This window comes from Paraburkholderia steynii, assembly GCF_900100565.1.
Lineage (GTDB): Bacteria > Pseudomonadota > Gammaproteobacteria > Burkholderiales > Burkholderiaceae > Paraburkholderia > Paraburkholderia terrae.
This window is the reverse complement of record NZ_FNDI01000007.1, coordinates 115,291-132,770: the sequence shown is the minus strand read 5'-3', so window position 1 is coordinate 132,770 and position 17,480 is coordinate 115,291. Positions and strand designations below refer to the sequence as shown.

General features: G+C 60.8%; 17 protein-coding genes. 6 read left to right on the top strand and 11 right to left on the bottom strand.

Annotated features, from left to right (window positions below; genetic code table 11):
- Positions 1-22: 22 nt before the first annotated feature.
- The 8 genes from BLT65_RS14900 to BLT65_RS14865 all read right to left on the bottom strand — a co-directional run bounded on the left by BLT65_RS14900 (position 23) and on the right by BLT65_RS14865 (position 10,104).
- Positions 23-1,189 (bottom strand): ABC transporter substrate-binding protein, encoded by a 1,167-nt coding sequence (locus BLT65_RS14900; protein WP_091778747.1) that lies wholly within the window; start codon positions 1,187-1,189, stop codon positions 23-25.
- Between the two features lie 494 nt (positions 1,190-1,683).
- The gene (locus tag BLT65_RS14895; protein ID WP_167306489.1) at positions 1,684-2,655 is read right to left on the bottom strand and encodes a branched-chain amino acid ABC transporter permease; all 972 of its coding nucleotides are present in this window, start codon (positions 2,653-2,655) and stop codon (positions 1,684-1,686) included.
- Positions 2,655-3,539: a branched-chain amino acid ABC transporter permease gene (locus tag BLT65_RS14890; RefSeq protein ID WP_091778743.1), complete on the bottom strand. Its 885-nt coding sequence runs from the start codon at positions 3,537-3,539 to the stop codon at positions 2,655-2,657. The genes BLT65_RS14895 and BLT65_RS14890 overlap by 1 nt, the downstream gene beginning before the upstream one ends.
- A gap of 91 nt (positions 3,540-3,630) precedes the next feature.
- Positions 3,631-4,848, bottom strand: a complete 1,218-nt coding sequence (locus BLT65_RS14885; RefSeq protein ID WP_042305089.1) for an ABC transporter substrate-binding protein — start codon at positions 4,846-4,848, stop codon at positions 3,631-3,633.
- A gap of 108 nt (positions 4,849-4,956) precedes the next feature.
- Entirely contained in the window at positions 4,957-5,712 is a 756-nt protein-coding gene (locus BLT65_RS14880) for an ABC transporter ATP-binding protein (RefSeq protein ID WP_035987372.1), read from the bottom strand.
- Entirely contained in the window at positions 5,709-6,488 is a 780-nt protein-coding gene (locus BLT65_RS14875) for an ABC transporter ATP-binding protein (protein WP_035987717.1), read from the bottom strand. The genes BLT65_RS14880 and BLT65_RS14875 overlap by 4 nt, the downstream gene beginning before the upstream one ends.
- Before the next feature lie 244 nt (positions 6,489-6,732).
- Positions 6,733-8,457, bottom strand: a complete 1,725-nt coding sequence (locus tag BLT65_RS14870) for a GMC family oxidoreductase (RefSeq protein WP_208545771.1) — start codon at positions 8,455-8,457, stop codon at positions 6,733-6,735.
- Positions 8,458-8,586: 129 nt separating this feature from the next.
- Entirely contained in the window at positions 8,587-10,104 is a 1,518-nt protein-coding gene (locus tag BLT65_RS14865; protein ID WP_039900430.1) for a CoA-acylating methylmalonate-semialdehyde dehydrogenase, read from the bottom strand.
- Positions 10,105-10,252: 148 nt separating this feature from the next.
- On the opposite strand from BLT65_RS14865, the gene BLT65_RS14860 reads away from it, so the two are divergent.
- Entirely contained in the window at positions 10,253-11,152 is a 900-nt protein-coding gene (locus BLT65_RS14860) for a LysR family transcriptional regulator (RefSeq protein WP_042305086.1), read from the top strand.
- Positions 11,153-11,429: 277 nt separating this feature from the next.
- Positions 11,430-11,960, top strand: a complete 531-nt coding sequence (locus tag BLT65_RS14855) for a class IV adenylate cyclase (protein WP_091778739.1) — start codon at positions 11,430-11,432, stop codon at positions 11,958-11,960.
- Between the two features lie 19 nt (positions 11,961-11,979).
- On the opposite strand, the gene BLT65_RS14850 is transcribed toward BLT65_RS14855, so the two are convergent.
- Positions 11,980-12,471 (bottom strand): Lrp/AsnC family transcriptional regulator, encoded by a 492-nt coding sequence (locus BLT65_RS14850; RefSeq protein ID WP_007581720.1) that lies wholly within the window; start codon positions 12,469-12,471, stop codon positions 11,980-11,982.
- 152 nt (positions 12,472-12,623) lie between these two features.
- Between BLT65_RS14850 and phhA the strand changes: the two genes are divergently transcribed.
- Together phhA and BLT65_RS14840 are read left to right on the top strand one after the other, a co-directional pair.
- Complete coding sequence (phhA, locus tag BLT65_RS14845; RefSeq protein ID WP_091778737.1) at positions 12,624-13,514, top strand: phenylalanine 4-monooxygenase; 891 nt, start codon at positions 12,624-12,626, stop codon at positions 13,512-13,514.
- Positions 13,515-13,573: 59 nt separating this feature from the next.
- Positions 13,574-13,918, top strand: coding sequence for a 4a-hydroxytetrahydrobiopterin dehydratase (locus BLT65_RS14840; RefSeq protein WP_079482239.1), 345 nt, complete (start codon positions 13,574-13,576; stop codon positions 13,916-13,918).
- A gap of 96 nt (positions 13,919-14,014) precedes the next feature.
- Here BLT65_RS14840 and BLT65_RS14835 read toward each other — a convergent pair whose 3' ends face one another.
- Positions 14,015-14,245: a DUF3717 domain-containing protein gene (locus BLT65_RS14835; protein WP_091778735.1), complete on the bottom strand. Its 231-nt coding sequence runs from the start codon at positions 14,243-14,245 to the stop codon at positions 14,015-14,017.
- Positions 14,246-14,360: 115 nt separating this feature from the next.
- Between BLT65_RS14835 and BLT65_RS14830 the strand changes: the two genes are divergently transcribed.
- Positions 14,361-15,047 carry a response regulator transcription factor gene (locus BLT65_RS14830; RefSeq protein WP_007581727.1) on the top strand — a complete coding sequence of 229 codons (687 nt, stop codon included), beginning with the start codon at positions 14,361-14,363 and terminating at the stop codon, positions 15,045-15,047.
- A gap of 195 nt (positions 15,048-15,242) precedes the next feature.
- Positions 15,243-16,745 (top strand): sensor histidine kinase, encoded by a 1,503-nt coding sequence (locus BLT65_RS14825; RefSeq protein WP_091778733.1) that lies wholly within the window; start codon positions 15,243-15,245, stop codon positions 16,743-16,745.
- 52 nt (positions 16,746-16,797) lie between these two features.
- Here the strand turns inward: BLT65_RS14825 and BLT65_RS14820 are convergent, their stop codons facing one another.
- Entirely contained in the window at positions 16,798-17,280 is a 483-nt protein-coding gene (locus BLT65_RS14820) for an SET domain-containing protein (protein ID WP_007742823.1), read from the bottom strand.
- Positions 17,281-17,480 lie beyond the last annotated feature (200 nt).

Genomic DNA, 17,480 nt, shown 5'->3' with positions numbered 1-17,480 from the left:
CGAATTCGTTAATTCGCCTCGTTTAATCGGAAGCAAGCTTCCATTTGCCGTCGACGATTTGCACCATCACACGCGCACGCTGATCGAGACCCGCGTGATCGTTCGCGCTCATGTTGAAGATGCCGTGCGAGCCGGGCAGATCTTTCGTGTCTTCGAGCGCGACGCGCAATGCTTCGCGGAATTGCGGCGTACCAGGCTGGCCCTTCTTCAACGCGATAGGAATTGCATGCTGCAGAAGCAGGCCCGCGTCCCACGCGTGACCGCCGAACGTCGAGATCGAGCCCGCACCGTTTGCGCCTTCATACGCACGCTTGTACGCGAGCGAAGCCTTCTTCACAGGATTGGAATCGGGCAGTTGATCGGCGACGAGCAGCGGACCAGCGGGCAGATATGTGCCTTCGCAATCCTTGCCGCACACGCGCAGGAAGTCGTTATTCGCGACGCCGTGCGTCTGATAGTACTTGCCCTTGAAGCCGCGCTCACGCAGCGTCTTTTCGGGCAATGCGGCCGGCGTGCCCGCGCCGGCGATCAGCACGGCATCCGGGTTCTGCGACATCATCTTGAGCACCTGGCCCGTCACGGACGCATCGTTGCGGGCAAAACGTTCATTCGCGACGACCTTGATCTTCTTCAGATCTGCCGCCTTGCTGAATTCCTTGAACCAGCTCTCGCCGTATGCATCCGAGAAGCCGATGAACGCCACCGACTTCACGCCGTGGTTCGACATGTGTTGCGCAATCGCCGTAGCCATCAGGATGTCGTTCTGCGGCGTCTTGAAGACCCACGAGCGCTTCGCGTCCATCGGTTCGACGATCGACGCCGCCGCGGCCATCGAGATCATCGGCGTTTGCGTTTCGTTGGCGATGTCGATCATGGCCAGCGAGTTCGGCACGACAGTCGAGCCGATCAACGCGTCGACGTGATCTTCACTGGTGAGCTTGCGTGCGTTCTTGACGGCTTGCGTCGAGTCGGTCGCATCGTCGAGCACGATGTAGTCGATTTTCTGGCCCGCGATTTCCTTCGGCAGAAGCGCGCTGGTGTTCTTCTCCGGGATGCCGAGCGAGGCCGCGGGCCCCGTCGCCGATACCGTCATGCCGATTTTCACGTCCGCGAATGCCGCGCCGCTATATGTTGCGCACACGCCTGCCGCGACGAGTGCCGCGCTGATCCACCGCAATGCCGACTTCATTCCGCTCCTCTACGCCCCGATGTTCGAATGGATTCGAATGTCCCAAAGGCCGACCCGATGGTCGGCGAATGGCGAGTGTAGCGGACGCATAGCGCAGGCGGCAAGCGGTTTGAAGGCTTTGAATCTTTGGGGAAAATTGCCGGGTGCAGCGAGAGAGAAAACGCCAGACTTACAATGCCGCGCGACGCAGGAAGGTGCGCTGAAGAAGATGAGTTCTGAACGGAAAAAGTAAAAAGCGCTGTTGGATTTCGTCCAACAGCGCTTTTGTATGGGCACTTATGCGCCTCATGTCTCCTCGTTCTCCACCTGCAAAATTCGGTGCATCAGAACTGTGTGAAGATTAAACGGGGGACGCTTCACGAGCAACTAGCATTTACCCTAGTGGTGCAGCGCCGCACAAAAATGGGGCGCATTCTTGTAGTTTCGCTCCATGTTCGCGTCATTTCGCTGCGGCTAACCGTTATTTCGGATCGCAAACTAATTTCCTGGCCCACTCAGGCGCGCAACGGTTTGACCCGCTGCACGATCTCGCCAACGATACCGCGCCGGAACGCCAGCACGCACGCGATGAAAATCAGGCCCGTGACGATCGTCGCCGACTCGCCAAGTGATCGGAACCACTCAACACCCGTCACCGACGCCAGCCCGCTGCCGATATCGCCAAGCCGGTCTTCCAGCGCAACGATCAACGCGGCGCCGAGCAACGGCCCGAACAGCGTGCCCATGCCGCCCACCAGCGTCATCAGCACGACGAGGCCCGACATCGTCCAGTACGCATCGCCGAGCGTTTCGAAGCCCAGCACGACCACCTTCAGCGAGCCGGCGAGACCCGCAAGCCCCGCCGACAGAATGAACGCCAGCAGCTTGAAGCGGTTCGTATCATAGCCAAGCGAGATCGCGCGGGGCTCGTTCTCCTTGATCGCGATCAGCACCTGCCCGAACGGCGAATGCACGATACGCACGATCAGCAGGAACGCGAGCACCATCACGGCCAGCACGACGAAGTACAGCGTCAGGTCTGAAGACAGGCTCAACGCGCCGAACAGCTTGCCGCGCGGCACGCCTTGCAGGCCATCTTCGCCATGTGTGAACGGCGCCTGCAGGAACACGAAGTAGACCATCTGCGCGAGCGCGAGCGTCACCATCGCGAAGTAGATGCCCTGCCGGCGAATCGCGAACATACCGACGACAAAGCCCAGCAGCGTCGCCGCCACCACGCCCCCTAGCACGCCGAGTTCGGGCGACACGCCGAGTGTCTGGATCGCGTAACCGGTGATATAGCCGGCCGATGCGAGAAACATCGCGTGTCCGAACGACAGCAGACCCGTATAACCGATCAGCAGATTGAACGCGGCCGCGAACAGCGCAAAGCACAACACCTTCATCACGAACACGGGATACGCGCCGACAAACGGCGCAACGATGAGCGCGATCAGCAGCAGAACGTAGAGCGCTTTTCTCTGCATCATTTTTCCTTGCCGAAGAGACCTGCCGGACGCACGAGCAACACGAGCGCCATGATCACGAAGACCACGGTCGCCGACGCTTCCGGGTAGAACACGCGCGTGAACCCTTCGATCACACCCAGCAAAAGGCCCGTGAGAATCGAACCCATGATCGAGCCCATGCCGCCGATCACCACGACCGCGAACACCGTGATGATCATCGACTGGCCCATCAGCGGCGAGACCTGGATCACAGGCGCCGCAAGCACGCCGGCAAATGCGGCCAGCGCGACGCCGAAGCCATATGTGAGCGTGACCATCATCGGTACGTTCACGCCGAATGCCTCGACGAGTTTCGGGTTTTCTGTGCCCGCGCGCAGATACGCGCCAAGACGCGTCTTCTCGATCACGAACCACGTCGCGAAGCACACGATCAGCGACGCGACGACCACCCACGCGCGATAGTTCGGCAGGAACATGAAGCCGAGATTGGTTGCGCCCGCAAGCGCTGACGGCACGTCGTACGGCTGCCCCGACGAACCGTAGATCGAATGGAACACGCCTTCGACGACGAGCGTGAGCCCGAACGTGAGCAACAGGCCGTAGAGGTGGTCGAGCTTGTACAGCCAGCGCAGCATCGTGCGTTCGATCACGATGCCGAACAGCCCCACGAGCACGGGCGCGAGCACGAGCATCACCCAGTACGGGAGACTGAAATACGACATGCCCATCCACGTGAGCATCGCACCCAGCATGAACAACGCGCCGTGCGCGAAGTTGATCACGTTGAGCAGACCGAAGATCACAGCCAGCCCCAGACTCAGGATCGCGTAGAACGAGCCGTTCACGAGACCGAGCAGCAACTGGCTGAGCATCGCCGGTAGCGGAATGCCAAAGATTTCCATTGAATCCGCCGTCAGAATAGTATCGACGCAGTTCACTCACGAGACACAACGGGCGGCGCTGCGCCGCCCGTTACATCCCGCTGCGAACCGCTTACTTCCAGAGCGCGCAGCGCGATTCCGCTTTCGTTCCGAATGCCTGATCGCCGGGAATCGTTGCGGTGATCTTGTAGTAGTCCCACGGCTCTTTCGATTCCGACGGCTTCTTCACTTCCATCAGGTACATGTCGTGGATCATGCTGCCGTCCTGACGGATGTAGCCCTTCGCGTAGAAATCGTCGATCTTCGTCTTGTGCAGTTGATCCATCACCTTGTCGCTGTCGGTCGTGCCAGCTGCCTGCACGGCCTTCAGGTAAGTGGTGACGGCCGAATAGTCCGCTGCCTGCAGACTGGTCGGCATCTTCTTCATTTTGTCGAAGTAGCGCTGCGCCCACTTGCGGGTATTGGCGTCCTTGTTCCAATACCAGCTATCGGTCGCGACCAGACCTTGCGTCGTTTCAAGTCCAAGGCTGTGAATATCGGTCAGGAAGATCAGCAGCGCGGCGATCTTCATCGACTTTGTGACGCCGAACTCTTTGGCGGCCTTGATCGCGTTGATCGTGTCGCCACCCGCGTTCGCGAGACCGAGCACCTGCGCCTTCGATCCTTGTGCCTGCAACAGGAACGACGAGAAATCCGATGCCGACAACGGATGACGCACCGTGCCGAGCACCTGTCCGCCATTCGCCTTGACCACGTCCGATGTGTTCTTTTCGAGCGCCTTGCCGAACGCGTAGTCCGCCGTCAGAAAGTACCAGGTCTTGCCGCCCTGCTTCGTAACGGCCGAACCCGTGCCTTTTGCGAGCGCCATCGTGTCGTACGCGTAGTGAACCGTGTACGGCGTGCATTGCTCGTTGGTCAGGTTGTCCGCACCCGCGCCGATGTTGATGTACGGCACCTTCTTTTCGCCCGCAACCTGATTGGTCGACAGCGCGGTGGCCGAGTTGGTGCCGCCAATGATCACATTGACGCCGTCGCGGTCGATCCATTCACGCGCACGCGAAGCAGCAATATCAGCCTTGTTCTGGTGATCGGCGTAGACCAGTTCGACCGGCTTGCCATTGACCTTGCCGCCGAAATCGGCAATCGCCATGCGGATCGCTTCGAGGCCACCCTGGCCATCGATATCCGCATACAGACCGGAAAGATCGGTGATGTAGCCAATCTTGACGGTCGCGCCATCGGCGGCCTGCGCGTTACCCGCAGCGAACATCGTGCCCGCGGCGGCCGCAAAGCAGACTGCTGACAGCCTGGCGAAGTTCTTCAGTTTCATGCGTGTCTCCTGTTTTCCATGCTTGTGGTTATCAGAGGCATCTGGGTATGTCGTGCGTCGCAGTTCCCATGACGACCCCGAGTTCTGATCGGGATGCGTCCACCCCACTTAGACGCCGAGCAAATCGTGCAGCACCGGCATTTTGCTTTCGAGTTCCTTTGCACCGAAATGCTCGACGATGCGTCCATGTTCCATCACATAGAAGCGATCGGCGAGCGGCGCGGCAAAGCGGAAATTCTGTTCGACCATTACGATCGTGTAGCCGCGTGCTTTCAATGTGACGATCATGCGCGCGAGCGCTTGCACGATCACAGGCGCAAGGCCTTCGGAGATTTCATCGAGTAACAGCAGGTTTGCGCCCGTGCGCAGGATGCGTGCGACGGCCAGCATCTGTTGCTCGCCGCCCGACAGACGCGTGCCCTGGCTCATGCGCCGTTCCTGGAGATTGGGAAACATCTGGTAGATCTCGTCGATCGACATCATCAACGACTTGTCGCCGACGGGCGGCGGCAGCATCAGATTTTCTTCGCACGACAGGCTGGAAAAGATGCCGCGCTCTTCCGGGCAATAACCGACGCCGCAATGCGCGATGCGGTGCGTCGCCATCGAAATCGTCTCGCGTCCACCGACGCGGATCGAGCCCGTGCGCCGACCCGTCAGGCCCATGATCGCGCGCAGCGTCGTGGTACGGCCCGCGCCATTGCGGCCGAGCAGCGTGACGACTTCACCGCGGCTGACGGTCAGATCGACGCCATGCAGGATGTGCGATTCCCCGTACCACGCCTGCAGCCCCGCGATCTCCAGCGCCGGCTCGCCGCTCACCACACTGACCGATGCGTCTTCCTGTTCGCTCACTGTGCTCATGCATGCGCTCCGGCAAGCGCCGCGTCCGCACTGCCCATATAGGCCTGCATGACCAGCGGGTTCTTCGAGACTTCCGCGTACGTGCCTTCGGCGAGCACCTCGCCGCGTTGCAGGACGGTAATCGTGTCGGAGATGCCGGCTATCACATTCATGTTGTGTTCGACCATCAGGATCGTGCGACCCGCCGATACTTTCTTGATCAGCGCAGTCACGCGGTCAACGTCTTCGTGTCCCATGCCTTGCGTCGGTTCGTCGAGCAGCATCAGTTCCGGTTCCATGCCGAGCGTCGTGGCGATTTCGAGCGCGCGTTTGCGCCCATATGACAGCTCGACGGCGGGCACATCGGCGAAATCGGTCAAGCCTACTTGCGTGAGCAGATCGATCGCGCGGTCATCGAGTTGACGCAACGTGCGCTCGCTTCTCCAGAAATGAAACGCCGAGCCGAGCTGACGTTGCAGACCCACGCGTACGTTCTGCAATGCCGTCAGATGCGGAAATACAGCGGAAATCTGAAAGGAGCGAATGATGCCGCGACGCGCGACCTGCGCAGGACGTTCGCCCGTGATGTCGATGCCGTCAAAGACGATCTGACCCGCAGTGGGCACGAGAAATTTGGTAAGCAGATTGAAGCAGGTGGTTTTGCCTGCGCCGTTTGGCCCGATGAGCGCATGGATCGAACCGCGCTTCACGCGCAGGTTCACACCGTTGACCGCGGTAAAACCCTTGAACTCACGAGTGAGCCCGCGCGTTTCGAGTATCGTATCGCCGAGAATCATGTTCCCTTCCATGCGAAGTAAGGCGAAGCATTACCGCGTTTTATGCCGCGCTGAATCGTCGCGACTGTTATTGGCGATGACACCCCCGTGCCAATCGTGGCGTGGTGCACCAATGCGGACGGTAATCCATGCCGCACCACGCAGCATGGGTGCCATTGTCGCGCCAATGATGCAGCGCAATCATTGGGATTTGCACTTAGTGTTTAATGCGACCTTCGTGCCGCAAAACGTTAAACGTTGCGTGTCATGCAACGGACATCGGTGAAGCGGTGTTGGTTTCGATGGTGTGACTGTCTCTTCGCGCACGACGGTCGGCGCGAATCATGTCGCTCGCGCGTTCCGCGATCATCAGTGTCGGCGAGTTCGTGTTGCCTGAGGTGATGGTAGGCATCACGGATGCATCGACCACGCGCAGTCCTTCGACACCGATCACCCGCAAGCGGCTATCCACTACAGCGCCTGGATCATTCGATGTGCCCATCCGGCATGTGCCGACGGGATGGAAGATGGTTGTACCGACTTGACCCGCTGCAATCTGCAATTCTTCCTCGGTCTGAAACTGGATGCCCGGCAAGATCTCTTCGGGCCGATAGGGTTTCAATGCAGGCGAAGCCGCAATGCGCCGCGTGAGACGCAACGCATTCGCAGCGACGTGACGGTCGTAATCCGTCGACAGATAGTTCGGCGCGATCAGCGGCGCAGTGTGCGGATCGCGTGATTCGATATGCACGCTGCCGCGCGAAGTCGGACGCAAATGGCAGACCGATGCCGTAAAGGCATTGAAGCGATGCAAGGGCTCGCCGAACTTGTCGAGTGAAAGCGGCTGCACGTGATACTCGAGATCGGAACGCGTCAACGATCTGTCGTTCACATCGGACTTCGCAAACGCGCCGAGTTGCGACGGCGACATCGACATCGGCCCGCTTTGCGTCAGCAAATACTGCAGACCGATCATCATCTTGCCCCACCAGTGCGCGGAGGCCGTATTCAATGTGCGCACGCCATGCACCTTATACGCCATGCGCAACTGCAAATGGTCCTGAAGATTTTCGCCGACGCCGCGCAAATCGTTCACGACCTCGATCCCGAGATTCTGCAAACGCGCGCCATTACCGATGCCAGACAATTCGAGTAATTGCGGCGAGTTCACCGCGCCCGAACTCATGACGACTTCGATGCGCGCCTTTGCGATGTACTCGACATTGTCGCCACGATATTCGACACCAACGCAGCGTTTGCCTTCAAATACGACGCGCTGCGTGTGCGCGCCTGTGATGACGGTGAGATTCGCCCGCTGCAACGCAGGCCGCAAAAAAGCCTTCGATGCATTCCAGCGAATGCCGCGCTTCTGGTTCACATCGAAATAGCCGACGCCCGTGTTGTCGCCGCGATTGAAATCCTCGGTGGCGGGAATACCGGCTTCCTGCGCGGCTTCGGCGAACTTCTCCAGAATCTTCCATTTGAGGCGCTGCTTTTCCACGCGCCATTGACCGCCCGCGCCGTGAAATTCATTCGCGCCACCATGATGGTCTTCGCTACGTTTGAAGATTGGCAGCACAGCATCCCACGACCACGACGAATCGCCCGTCACACGCGCCCATTCGTCGTAGTCTTCGCGCTGCCCACGCATATAGATCATGCCGTTGATCGACGAGCAGCCGCCCAATACGCGCCCCCGCGGATACGACAATGCACGTCCGTTGAGTCCGGGTTCTGCCTGTGTTTTATAAAGCCAATCAGTGCGCGGATTGCCAATGCAATAGAGGTAACCGACGGGCACATGAATCCAGTGGTAATCGTCCTTGCCGCCCGCTTCGAGCAGCAGCACGGTGACGTCGGGATCTTCGGTCAGGCGATTCGCAAGCACGCAACCCGCCGTGCCCGCACCAATGACGATGTAGTCGAATTCGCCTTCGAGTTTTCTTGCTGTCGTGCTCACCCCTGTCTCCTTCGCATGGCCACGTTGCATGGCATCTGATTGCGCTTTGGGCGTTTGTGTCGCTACTGCTTTTTGTTTATCAACACCACAAGTGCGATGCGCACGGCACTGCGTTATTGACGACGCAATGCCGCGGCCATTCCAATCTACTGATTCGCGTTACTTCGCAACGGGCATCGTGAACTCGGCGCCCTTCGCGATACTGTCCGGCCAGCGCTGCATGATGCTCTTGTAGCGCGTATAGAAGCGCACGCCTTCTTCGCCATACGCATGGTGATCGCCGAACAGCGACCGCTTCCAGCCGCCGAACGAGTGCCATGCCATCGGTACGGGAATCGGCACGTTGATGCCGACCATGCCGATCTGAATCTGACGCGAGAACGCGCGCGCGACGCCGCCGTCCGACGTGAACAGCGACACGCCGTTCGCAAACTCGTTCTTGTTGATGAGTTCGACAGCCGAAGCAAAATCGGGCACGCGCACCACGCACAACACGGGGCCGAAGATCTCTTCGCGATAGATCTTCATGTCGGTCTTCACATCGTCGAACAATGTGCCGCCGAGGAAGAAGCCTTTCTCGTGACCCGGCACCTTGTGCCCGCGTCCATCGACCACCAGTTTCGCGCCCGCTTCGATGCCAGCGTCGATATAACCCGACACTTTCTCGCGATGCGCCGCCGTCACGAGCGGACCCATTTCCGCCTCGCCTTCCATGCCGTTCATGATCTTCAGCGTCTTCACACGCGGCGTGAGCCTGTCGATCAGTTCGTCGGCGATATGACCGACTGCGACTGCAACGGAAATCGCCATGCAACGCTCGCCCGCCGAACCATACGCTGCGCCGATCAATGCATCGACGGCCTGATCGAGATCCGCATCGGGCATCACGACGAGGTGGTTCTTTGCACCGCCCAGCGCCTGCACTCGCTTGCCGTGCTTCGTGCCTTCCGTGTAGATGTATTCGGCAATCGGCGTCGAGCCGACGAACGACAGCGCGCTGACATCGGGATGCGCGAGCAATGCATCGACGGCCACCTTGTCGCCATGCACGACGTTGAACACGCCGTCAGGCAATCCCGCTTCCTTCAGCAACTCGGCAAGACGGATCGACGCCGACGGATCGCGTTCCGATGGCTTCAACACGAACGTATTGCCGCATGCGATCGCGACCGGGAACATCCAGCACGGGACCATCATCGGGAAGTTGAACGGCGTGATACCCGCGACCACACCCAACGACTGACGCAGGTTCCAGTTGTCGATGCCGCCGCCGATCTGATCGGTGAAGTCGGTCTTCAACAGATTCGGAATGCCGCACGCGAATTCGACGATCTCGATGCCGCGCATCACTTCGCCCTTCGCGTCCGAGAACACTTTGCCGTGCTCGCGCGTGATCAGTTCGGCGAGTTCGTCGTGATGACGGTCGAGCAGTTCCTTGAACTTGAACAGCACACGGGCGCGCTTGATCGGTGCCGTTTCGCTCCATGCGGGAAACGCGGCGTTAGCGGCGGCAACAGCTGCATCGACTTCGGCGACGCTCGCGAGCGGCACACGCGACGACACTTCGCCTGTCGCCGGATTGAACACGTCGCCGAAGCGCTGGCTCGTGCCATCGATAGGATGGCCGTTGATCACGTGCGTCAGCGCGCGCACCTTGCCTTGATCTGTCTCGCTCATGGTGTCTCCTGTGTAGGGCTTTCTGATGGTCGATGCTGCAGCGCAATGCGGCGCGCCTTCGCATGATCTTTTCAGCCTAATCGGCAAGTGAGTCGCAAATCCAATGAGTAATGCTCAAATGCGATATAAGGCGCGTTAATATCAGCGGATGGACCTCACCCTGCTCCGCGCCTTTGCGACGGTCGCGCGCGAAGGCAATCTGACGCGCGCTGCCGCGCAATTGCATTTGACCCAGCCCGCCGTCAGCCTGCAGATCAAGAACCTGCAAGCCGCGCTCGGCGTGACTCTGTTCACGCGCACGTCACACGGGCTTGCGCTCACGCGCGACGGTCAGACGCTGTTGCCGCATGCTGAGCGCGCGCTCGCGGCCGCGAACGATGTCGAACGGGCGGCCGCCACACTGCGCCAGGAAGTGCGCGGGCGTCTGCGCATCGGCACGATTCTCGATCCGGCGTTTCTGCGGCTCGGCGGATTTCTGAAGCAGCTCGTCGAGACGTGGCCGCACATCGAAACGCAATTGCGGCACGGCATGTCCGGCTGGGTGCGCGATCAGGTGCGCGCGGGCGAACTCGACGTCGGTTATTACATCGGCCAGCCTGACGAAGACGAACCACGCGACAGCGCGATCTTTCACGCCGTCACGCTGACGCACTTCCAGTATCGCGTGCTGGCGCCGCCCGGCTGGAAAGACCGCATGAAAGGCGCGCGCGACTGGCGTGCGCTCGCTTCGTTTCCGTGGATCTGGACGCCGCCCGCGTCCGCACACAACCGGCTGCTGACGCGCCGCTTCGCCGATGCCGGCGTCAAGCCCATCAAGGTCGCGGAGGTCGATCAGGAACCGTCGATGCTCGATCTCGTCAAATCAGGCGTCGGGCTCACGCTCGCGCGCGATTCGACTGCACTTGCCGAAGCGCACGCGCATGCACTGACGATCGTCGAAGGCATCACCGTGCCGACGGAGCTGACGTTCATCACGCTTGCCGCGCACAAGGACGAGCCGGCGATCGCCGTGGCGCTGAAGCTGATCGAACAGCAGTGGTCGGCATAAGCGGTACACGCGGAACGCGCATGCCACAGCGCGAAAAGCGGCGTCGCGCGATATGAGCCGATCTCATGACACAGCGAGGTTTTTGCACCCTTCGCATGCCGTGGCCTTTAACCACATCGTCATGGGCTTTTTGCTAGATTGACGCTTTGCCCGCTTTTCCCCCGCTGTTTTTCCGTATCCCTTTGGTCTCTGCCGACCGGTTTGCGCACTCAGCCAATCGGGGCGAACCCGTTGTCGTCAGAAGCCGTCCACGTTCACCTTTCGACAGGAGCTTCACATGGCACGCAACATCGAAATCAAAGCTCGCGCGCAGCACTTCGAGCAGCTTCGCGAGCGCGCCGCTGCGCTTTCGCCTGACGCTCCTTTGATTTTTCGCCAGCAGGACTTTTTCTACGACGTGCCGCGTGGCCGTCTGAAGTTGCGCCAGTTCGACGACGGCACGCCCGCCGAACTGATCTTCTATCAGCGCGACGACCGCGACGGCCCGAAGGCGTCGTACTACACGCGCAGCCCGGTGACGAACCCCGAAGCGATGCACTCGCTGCTCGCCACCGCGCTCACGACGCGCGGCATCGTCACGAAGGAGCGCCATGTCTATATCGTCGGGCGCACGCGGATTCACCTGGATCGCGTCGATGGTCTCGGCGATTTCATCGAGCTCGAAGTCGTGCTCGCGCAGGATGACGACGAAGAAGGCGGCGAGAAGGAAGCGCACGCCGTGTTCTCGAAGCTCGGCGTGCCGGAATCGGATCTGGTTGCCGTCGCTTACGTGGATATGCTGAATCAGGAGCCGTTGAAAGCCGCCTGATGTCCGATATGCCGCGAGGTCAGACGGCGGCCGCGCCGGGCGCCAGATGACCGAGCGGCAATGGGCCGTTGCGCTTGAACGTCGTCAGAACGATGTACGAGCGCACGCTGTCGACGCCCGGCACCCGCATCAGCTTCTTCATCACGAACGACGACAGCGCGTTCAGATCCGGCGCCACGATACGCAGCAGATAATCCGCGTCGCCAACCACCGCGTGGCACTCCAGCACCTCGGGCAGCACGTCGATCTGCTGCTGGAACTGCTCGATGATCGAATCGCCGTGGTGCTTCAGCTTCAGGCTCGTGAAAGCCGTCACGCCGAGCCCGAGCTTTTCCGGCCGCAGCACCACGCGGTAACCATCGACCACACCGATCGACTCCAGCCGCTGCAAGCGCCGCCCGATCTGCGAAGGCGACAGCGGCACCTGCTCGCCCAGTTGCTGGTGCGTCGCGCGCCCGAAGCGCTGCAGGACGTCGAGCAGCGCCAGATCGAAGTGATCGAGTTCTAGCATGTAAATCCTCCGCATGAATTGGCGATCTAATGCACGATTATCGCATTCCCGTCGTGCGATCCGGAAAACATGCGCCCTTTCCGCGCGTTACCCGCTCTAGACTTGCACGGTTTCTATCTATCGGGCGAGCCGCGCCCGGCCAGTCATCCGTCATGTCAGTCCCGAACACCGCGAAGCTCAAAGAGCAATTTGACGCCGGCCTCGAAACCCGCGCCGACTTCACCATCGACCAGCCGACGCATCGCTACGGCGCGGTCGATCACGCGGTGTGGAAGCAGCTCTATACGCGGCAGACGGCGCTGCTCAGAGGGCGCGTGTGCGACGAATTTCTGGCAGGCGTCGAGCGGCTGAATCTGTCGCCGGAAAGCGTGCCTTCGTTCGAAGCGATCAACGAACAGCTGATGCCTGCGACCGGCTGGCGGATCGTCGCCGTGCCGGGCCTCGTGCCGGATCAGGTGTTTTTCGAGCATCTGGCGAACCGCCGCTTTCCCGTGACGTGGTGGATGCGCCGCCCGGATCAGCTCGACTATCTGCAGGAGCCCGACTGCTTCCATGATCTGTACGGCCATGTGCCGCTACTGATCAACCCCGTGTTCGCCGACTACATGCATGCATATGGCCGCGCGGCCCTCGCTGCGAACGATGCGAATGCGCTGCCGCTGCTAGCGCGCCTCTATTGGTACACAGTCGAATTCGGCCTGATCCGCGACGACGCGAGTCCAAACGGCGTGAAGATCTACGGTGCGGGCATCGTGTCGAGCAAAGGCGAGACGCTCTACAGCCAGCAAAGCGACGCGCCCAATCGCATCGCGTTCGATCTCGAACGCGTGATGCAAACGCAGTACCGGATCGACACGTTCCAGAAGACCTACTTCGTGATCGACGATTTCTCGCAACTGTTCGACGTCGCGCGTACCGACTTCGCGCCGCTGCTGGCGAAGCTCGCGCATGCAGTACCTTTCCCGGCCGGCGAAGTGCGCGCCACCGACACCGTCATCACGCGCGGCACGGGCGAAGGCTGGGCGACGGACGGTGACATCTGACGTAGCGCGCTGCAGCAACCCTTCAACCGTGAAAAAATAGGACGACCGCGTATGCGCCAATGCACGCGGCATCGGCGCGGCCACGCGCGGCTTCAAAAGGTGACACGATGATCGAGAAACTCTCTTCCGAACAACGCGCAACGCAAATCGCTCAACTCGACGGCTGGCAAAACGTCGAAGGCCGCGACGCGATCAAACGGCAGTTCAAGTTCGCCGACTTCAACGAAGCGTTCGGCTTCATGACGCGCGTCGCGATCAAAGCCCAGGAGATGGACCATCATCCGGAATGGTTCAACGTCTACAGCAACGTCGAGATCACGCTATCGACGCACGATGCAAACGGAATCACCGAGCGCGACATTCGCCTCGCACGTTTTATCGATGAAATTGCGGCTGGAAAGTGACTTGAGCCGTTGATCGGACGAAAGCCGGTGACGCTCCAAAACCCTGACGAAAACCCGTTATGAAAGCGTTTTGCAGGTAATCAGGCCACCAAACCTTCACTTCTTTAGGCCATTCTTAAGGGACACGTAAGAATCCCACGCGGCGCGGGCAATCTCGTCCATTCCTTCCTGCGGCAGCACGGTCTGTCGCTGTACAATCATCAGCGCATACGGCTTGGAGAGCGCGCTTGCCTCCTTGCACAGAACGAGTTCGTCACCGCTCGAAGGCGAGCGGGAACGCCAGAAATTGATCGCGGCTTCCAGTTCGTAGATCGTAATATCGGACATGGCTGGCAGATCTGTTGAAGGCCGCATCGACGGCACGCCGCACGGCATTCTGTGCAGCAGGCGCCCCGGCGAACCGCGTGCCCCTTGCCCAACCCATTGTACTTGAGCGAAACCCATGCGACTCCTTCTGATCGAAGACGACCGCCCTATCGCGCGCGGCATCCAAAGCAGTCTCGAACAAGCCGGCTTCACGGTCGACATGGTCCACGACGGCATCTTCGCCGAACAGGCCCTCACGCAAAACCGCCACGAGCTGGTGATCCTCGATCTGGGACTGCCCGGTATCGACGGCATGACGCTGCTCTCGCGTTTCCGTCAGAGCAACCGTCATACGCCCGTGATCGTCCTGACCGCGCGCGACGAACTGAATGACCGCGTGCAAGGCCTCAATTCCGGCGCCGACGACTACATGCTGAAGCCGTTCGAACCCGCCGAACTCGAAGCGCGTATTCGCGCCGTGATGCGCCGCAGCGGACCGCACGGCGACATGCCGCGTCCGGAAGTGTCGCTCGGTGGCGTGCGTCTGTCGGGTGTGGATCGCCGCATCTTCAACGACGACAAGCCGCTCGAACTGTCGCCGCGTGAATTTGCGGTGCTCGAAATGCTGTTGCTGCGCCATGGCCGCGTGGTCAGCAAGGCGCAACTGCAGGATCACCTGACGCACTTCGGCGGCGATCTCGGCGACACCGCGATCGAAGTCTATGTTCACCGGGTGCGCAAAAAGCTCGAAAACTGCCGCGTCGAAATCGTCACGGTGCGCGGCTTCGGCTATCTGCTCCAGGAAATCCGCCAGGCGTCATAATGGTCGTCAAGATCATTGTGGTCTGACGGCGTCCGGGTTGTCCGACGGGCGGCCGCGAGCGCATCCTCACAGATGCGCGGCGGCCGCCTGTGTCATTCAACCCGGATATGAACTGCCGTTTGGAACTGCACTTGGAACGCATGACTGACGCAGTCGATAATCCCTCGGCGTCGGTCCTTTACCGCGGGTTCGATCATGCCCTATCCCGCCGCGAATAGCCTGCGCCGCCAGTTACTGCGCCGACTCGCCGCTCCCCTTTCGCTGCTCGCGCTGATGAGCGGCCTCATCGCGTACTGGCTCGCGTGGCAATACACGCAGCACGTCGTCGACCGTTCTCTCGCCGACCTCGCCACGGCCATTTCGAAGCAGATCCAGATTGCCGGCCCCGATGCGCCGATCACCGTCCCGCCGCTCGCGCAGGCGATGTTCTCCGATCCCGTCGAACAACTCGTGTACCGGATCAGCAATGGTGAAACCGAAATCGCCGGCGATCCGAAACTGCCGCTGCAAGGCACCAATGTGCGTCGCATGCACTATGCGTACGTGTTCGAGACGCAGCATGAAGGTACGGCCGTGCGCGTTGCGCAGGTGCGCGTCGATCAGCCGACGGGCAATCCCGTCGTCATCGAAGTCGGCCAACCGGTGCATCACCGCTTTCGCATCGCTGCCGAATTTCTGGTCGCGATCATGATGCCGCTGCTGCTGTTGCTGCTCGCGGGCTGGGTGATCGTGTGGCGCGTCGTGAACCAGCAACTGAACCCGCTGACCGATCTCGCCGATTCGCTGAACCGCCAGACCCACACGTCGCTGGAACCCGTCGACGAAACCTTCGTCCCCGTCGAAATCCGTCCGCTGACAGGCGCGCTGAACGGTTTGCTTGACCGTCTGAAAGCCGCGCTCGACGCACAGCGCAAATTCATCGCCGACGCCGCGCATCAGCTGCGCACGCCGCTCACCGCGATCAAGCTGCACGCGGAACAGGCGGCCATTGGACGCGATCCGCAGCAGACACTCGCCGCCGTCAAGGAACTGCGTGCCGCCGCCGATCGCGCCGTGCGTCTGTCGAACCAGTTGCTGTCGCTAGCGCGCGCCGAACCGGGCGAACAGGCCGCGCGTTTCGTGAACCTCGACGTCGCGTCGCTCGCTTTCGATACGGGCGCCGAATGGGTGCCGCGCGCGCTCGCCGTGCATGTGGACCTCGGTTTCCAGCGGCTCGACGATCCGTCGAACGATAACCCGCTGATTGCGCGCGGCAACCCTGTGCTGCTGCGTGAAGTGATCGCGAATCTGCTCGACAACGCGCTGAAATATGTGCCGCCGTCGCGCATGAACGGCGCGCGGATCACGATGACGGTCGCGCAAACGGTGGTGGATGGCGTCCCGACAGCGGAAGTCACCGTTGAGGACAACGGCCCGGGCGTGCCCCAAAAGCAGCAACCCGATCTGTTCAAGCGCTTCTTCCGCGGCGACGGCCAGGGCATGAGCGACGGCACCGTCGACGGTGGCGCCGGTCTCGGCCTTGCGATCGTTCACGACATCATGGCGCTGCATCGCGGCAGCGTGCATTACGAAGATGCCGCCGAAGGTGGCGCGCGCTTTATCGTGCGGCTTCCCGTCGCGACGGGCGCCGTGCTGCGCGCACCGGAACCACCGCGCGAAACAAAAAAACCGGCGCATCATGCGCCGGTCGATCCTTGAAGCGTGTCCCAAAACGTGCGCTGCGTTCGATACGAACGGCAGCGCACTCTGGTCACTTTTTCTTCTTCGCTTTCTTCTCGTCCTTCTTGTCCGGCGCCGCGAGCATCGTGCCGCGGCACTTGCGCGCGCCGCAACGACACTCGTATTCCTTCTTCAGCTTCTTCGTCTGACGCGCGTCGATCACGAGCCCGTAGTCGTAGAACAGCTCTTCGCCCGCGCCGATATCACGCAGCGCGTCGATAAATACGTGGCCGTCGATTTCTTCCGCTTCGCAATTCGGCGCGCACGAGTGATTGATCCAGCGCGCGCTGTTGCCCTTCACCTTGCCGTCGATCACGTCGCCGCTATCGAGCGCGAAGTAGAACGTGTGATTCGGTTCGTCGGGATTATGAGGATGCCGTCGCAGCGCTTCCTTCCAGGAAATCCGTTGGCCCTTGTATTCGATCAACCGCTCGCCGGCTGCGATCGGTTCGAGTGCAAACACGCCTTTGCCGTGCACGCCCGATTGACGCACAGCGATCCTGCGTGAACTCATTGAATCAATCCTTGTAGAACGGTGGATGAACAAACTCGCTTGTTCGCCGATGCCTCCGCGTTCGACGCACCTTTGCAGATGCGCGGCTTTTCTGACGCGGATAGCAAACGCGGCGCCTTGCTGGCGCCGCGTCGACATGCGACGCATACAGCGTCACAACCGAAATCGTACACGGATGATGTGACTTCGTTCAACCGTCT

What these genes read in the sequence shown, in the direction of transcription:
- BLT65_RS14900 (WP_091778747.1), bottom strand. Translation starts at nt 1,189, where the DNA reads ATGAAGTCGGCATTGCGGTGGATCAGCGCGGCACTCGTCGCGGCAGGC.
- BLT65_RS14895 (WP_167306489.1), bottom strand. Translation starts at nt 2,655, where the DNA reads ATGCAGAGAAAAGCGCTCTACGTTCTGCTGCTGATCGCGCTCATCGTT.
- BLT65_RS14890 (WP_091778743.1), bottom strand. Translation starts at nt 3,539, where the DNA reads ATGGAAATCTTTGGCATTCCGCTACCGGCGATGCTCAGCCAGTTGCTG.
- BLT65_RS14885 (WP_042305089.1), bottom strand. Translation starts at nt 4,848, where the DNA reads ATGAAACTGAAGAACTTCGCCAGGCTGTCAGCAGTCTGCTTTGCGGCC.
- BLT65_RS14880 (WP_035987372.1), bottom strand. Translation starts at nt 5,712, where the DNA reads ATGAGCACAGTGAGCGAACAGGAAGACGCATCGGTCAGTGTGGTGAGC.
- BLT65_RS14875 (WP_035987717.1), bottom strand. Translation starts at nt 6,488, where the DNA reads ATGATTCTCGGCGATACGATACTCGAAACGCGCGGGCTCACTCGTGAG.
- BLT65_RS14870 (WP_208545771.1), bottom strand. Translation starts at nt 8,457, where the DNA reads ATGCAACGTGGCCATGCGAAGGAGACAGGGGTGAGCACGACAGCAAGA.
- BLT65_RS14865 (WP_039900430.1), bottom strand. Translation starts at nt 10,104, where the DNA reads ATGAGCGAGACAGATCAAGGCAAGGTGCGCGCGCTGACGCACGTGATC.
- BLT65_RS14860 (WP_042305086.1), top strand. Translation starts at nt 10,253, where the DNA reads ATGGACCTCACCCTGCTCCGCGCCTTTGCGACGGTCGCGCGCGAAGGC.
- BLT65_RS14855 (WP_091778739.1), top strand. Translation starts at nt 11,430, where the DNA reads ATGGCACGCAACATCGAAATCAAAGCTCGCGCGCAGCACTTCGAGCAG.
- BLT65_RS14850 (WP_007581720.1), bottom strand. Translation starts at nt 12,471, where the DNA reads ATGCTAGAACTCGATCACTTCGATCTGGCGCTGCTCGACGTCCTGCAG.
- phhA (WP_091778737.1), top strand. Translation starts at nt 12,624, where the DNA reads ATGTCAGTCCCGAACACCGCGAAGCTCAAAGAGCAATTTGACGCCGGC.
- BLT65_RS14840 (WP_079482239.1), top strand. Translation starts at nt 13,574, where the DNA reads ATGCACGCGGCATCGGCGCGGCCACGCGCGGCTTCAAAAGGTGACACG.
- BLT65_RS14835 (WP_091778735.1), bottom strand. Translation starts at nt 14,245, where the DNA reads ATGTCCGATATTACGATCTACGAACTGGAAGCCGCGATCAATTTCTGG.
- BLT65_RS14830 (WP_007581727.1), top strand. Translation starts at nt 14,361, where the DNA reads ATGCGACTCCTTCTGATCGAAGACGACCGCCCTATCGCGCGCGGCATC.
- BLT65_RS14825 (WP_091778733.1), top strand. Translation starts at nt 15,243, where the DNA reads ATGCCCTATCCCGCCGCGAATAGCCTGCGCCGCCAGTTACTGCGCCGA.
- BLT65_RS14820 (WP_007742823.1), bottom strand. Translation starts at nt 17,280, where the DNA reads ATGAGTTCACGCAGGATCGCTGTGCGTCAATCGGGCGTGCACGGCAAA.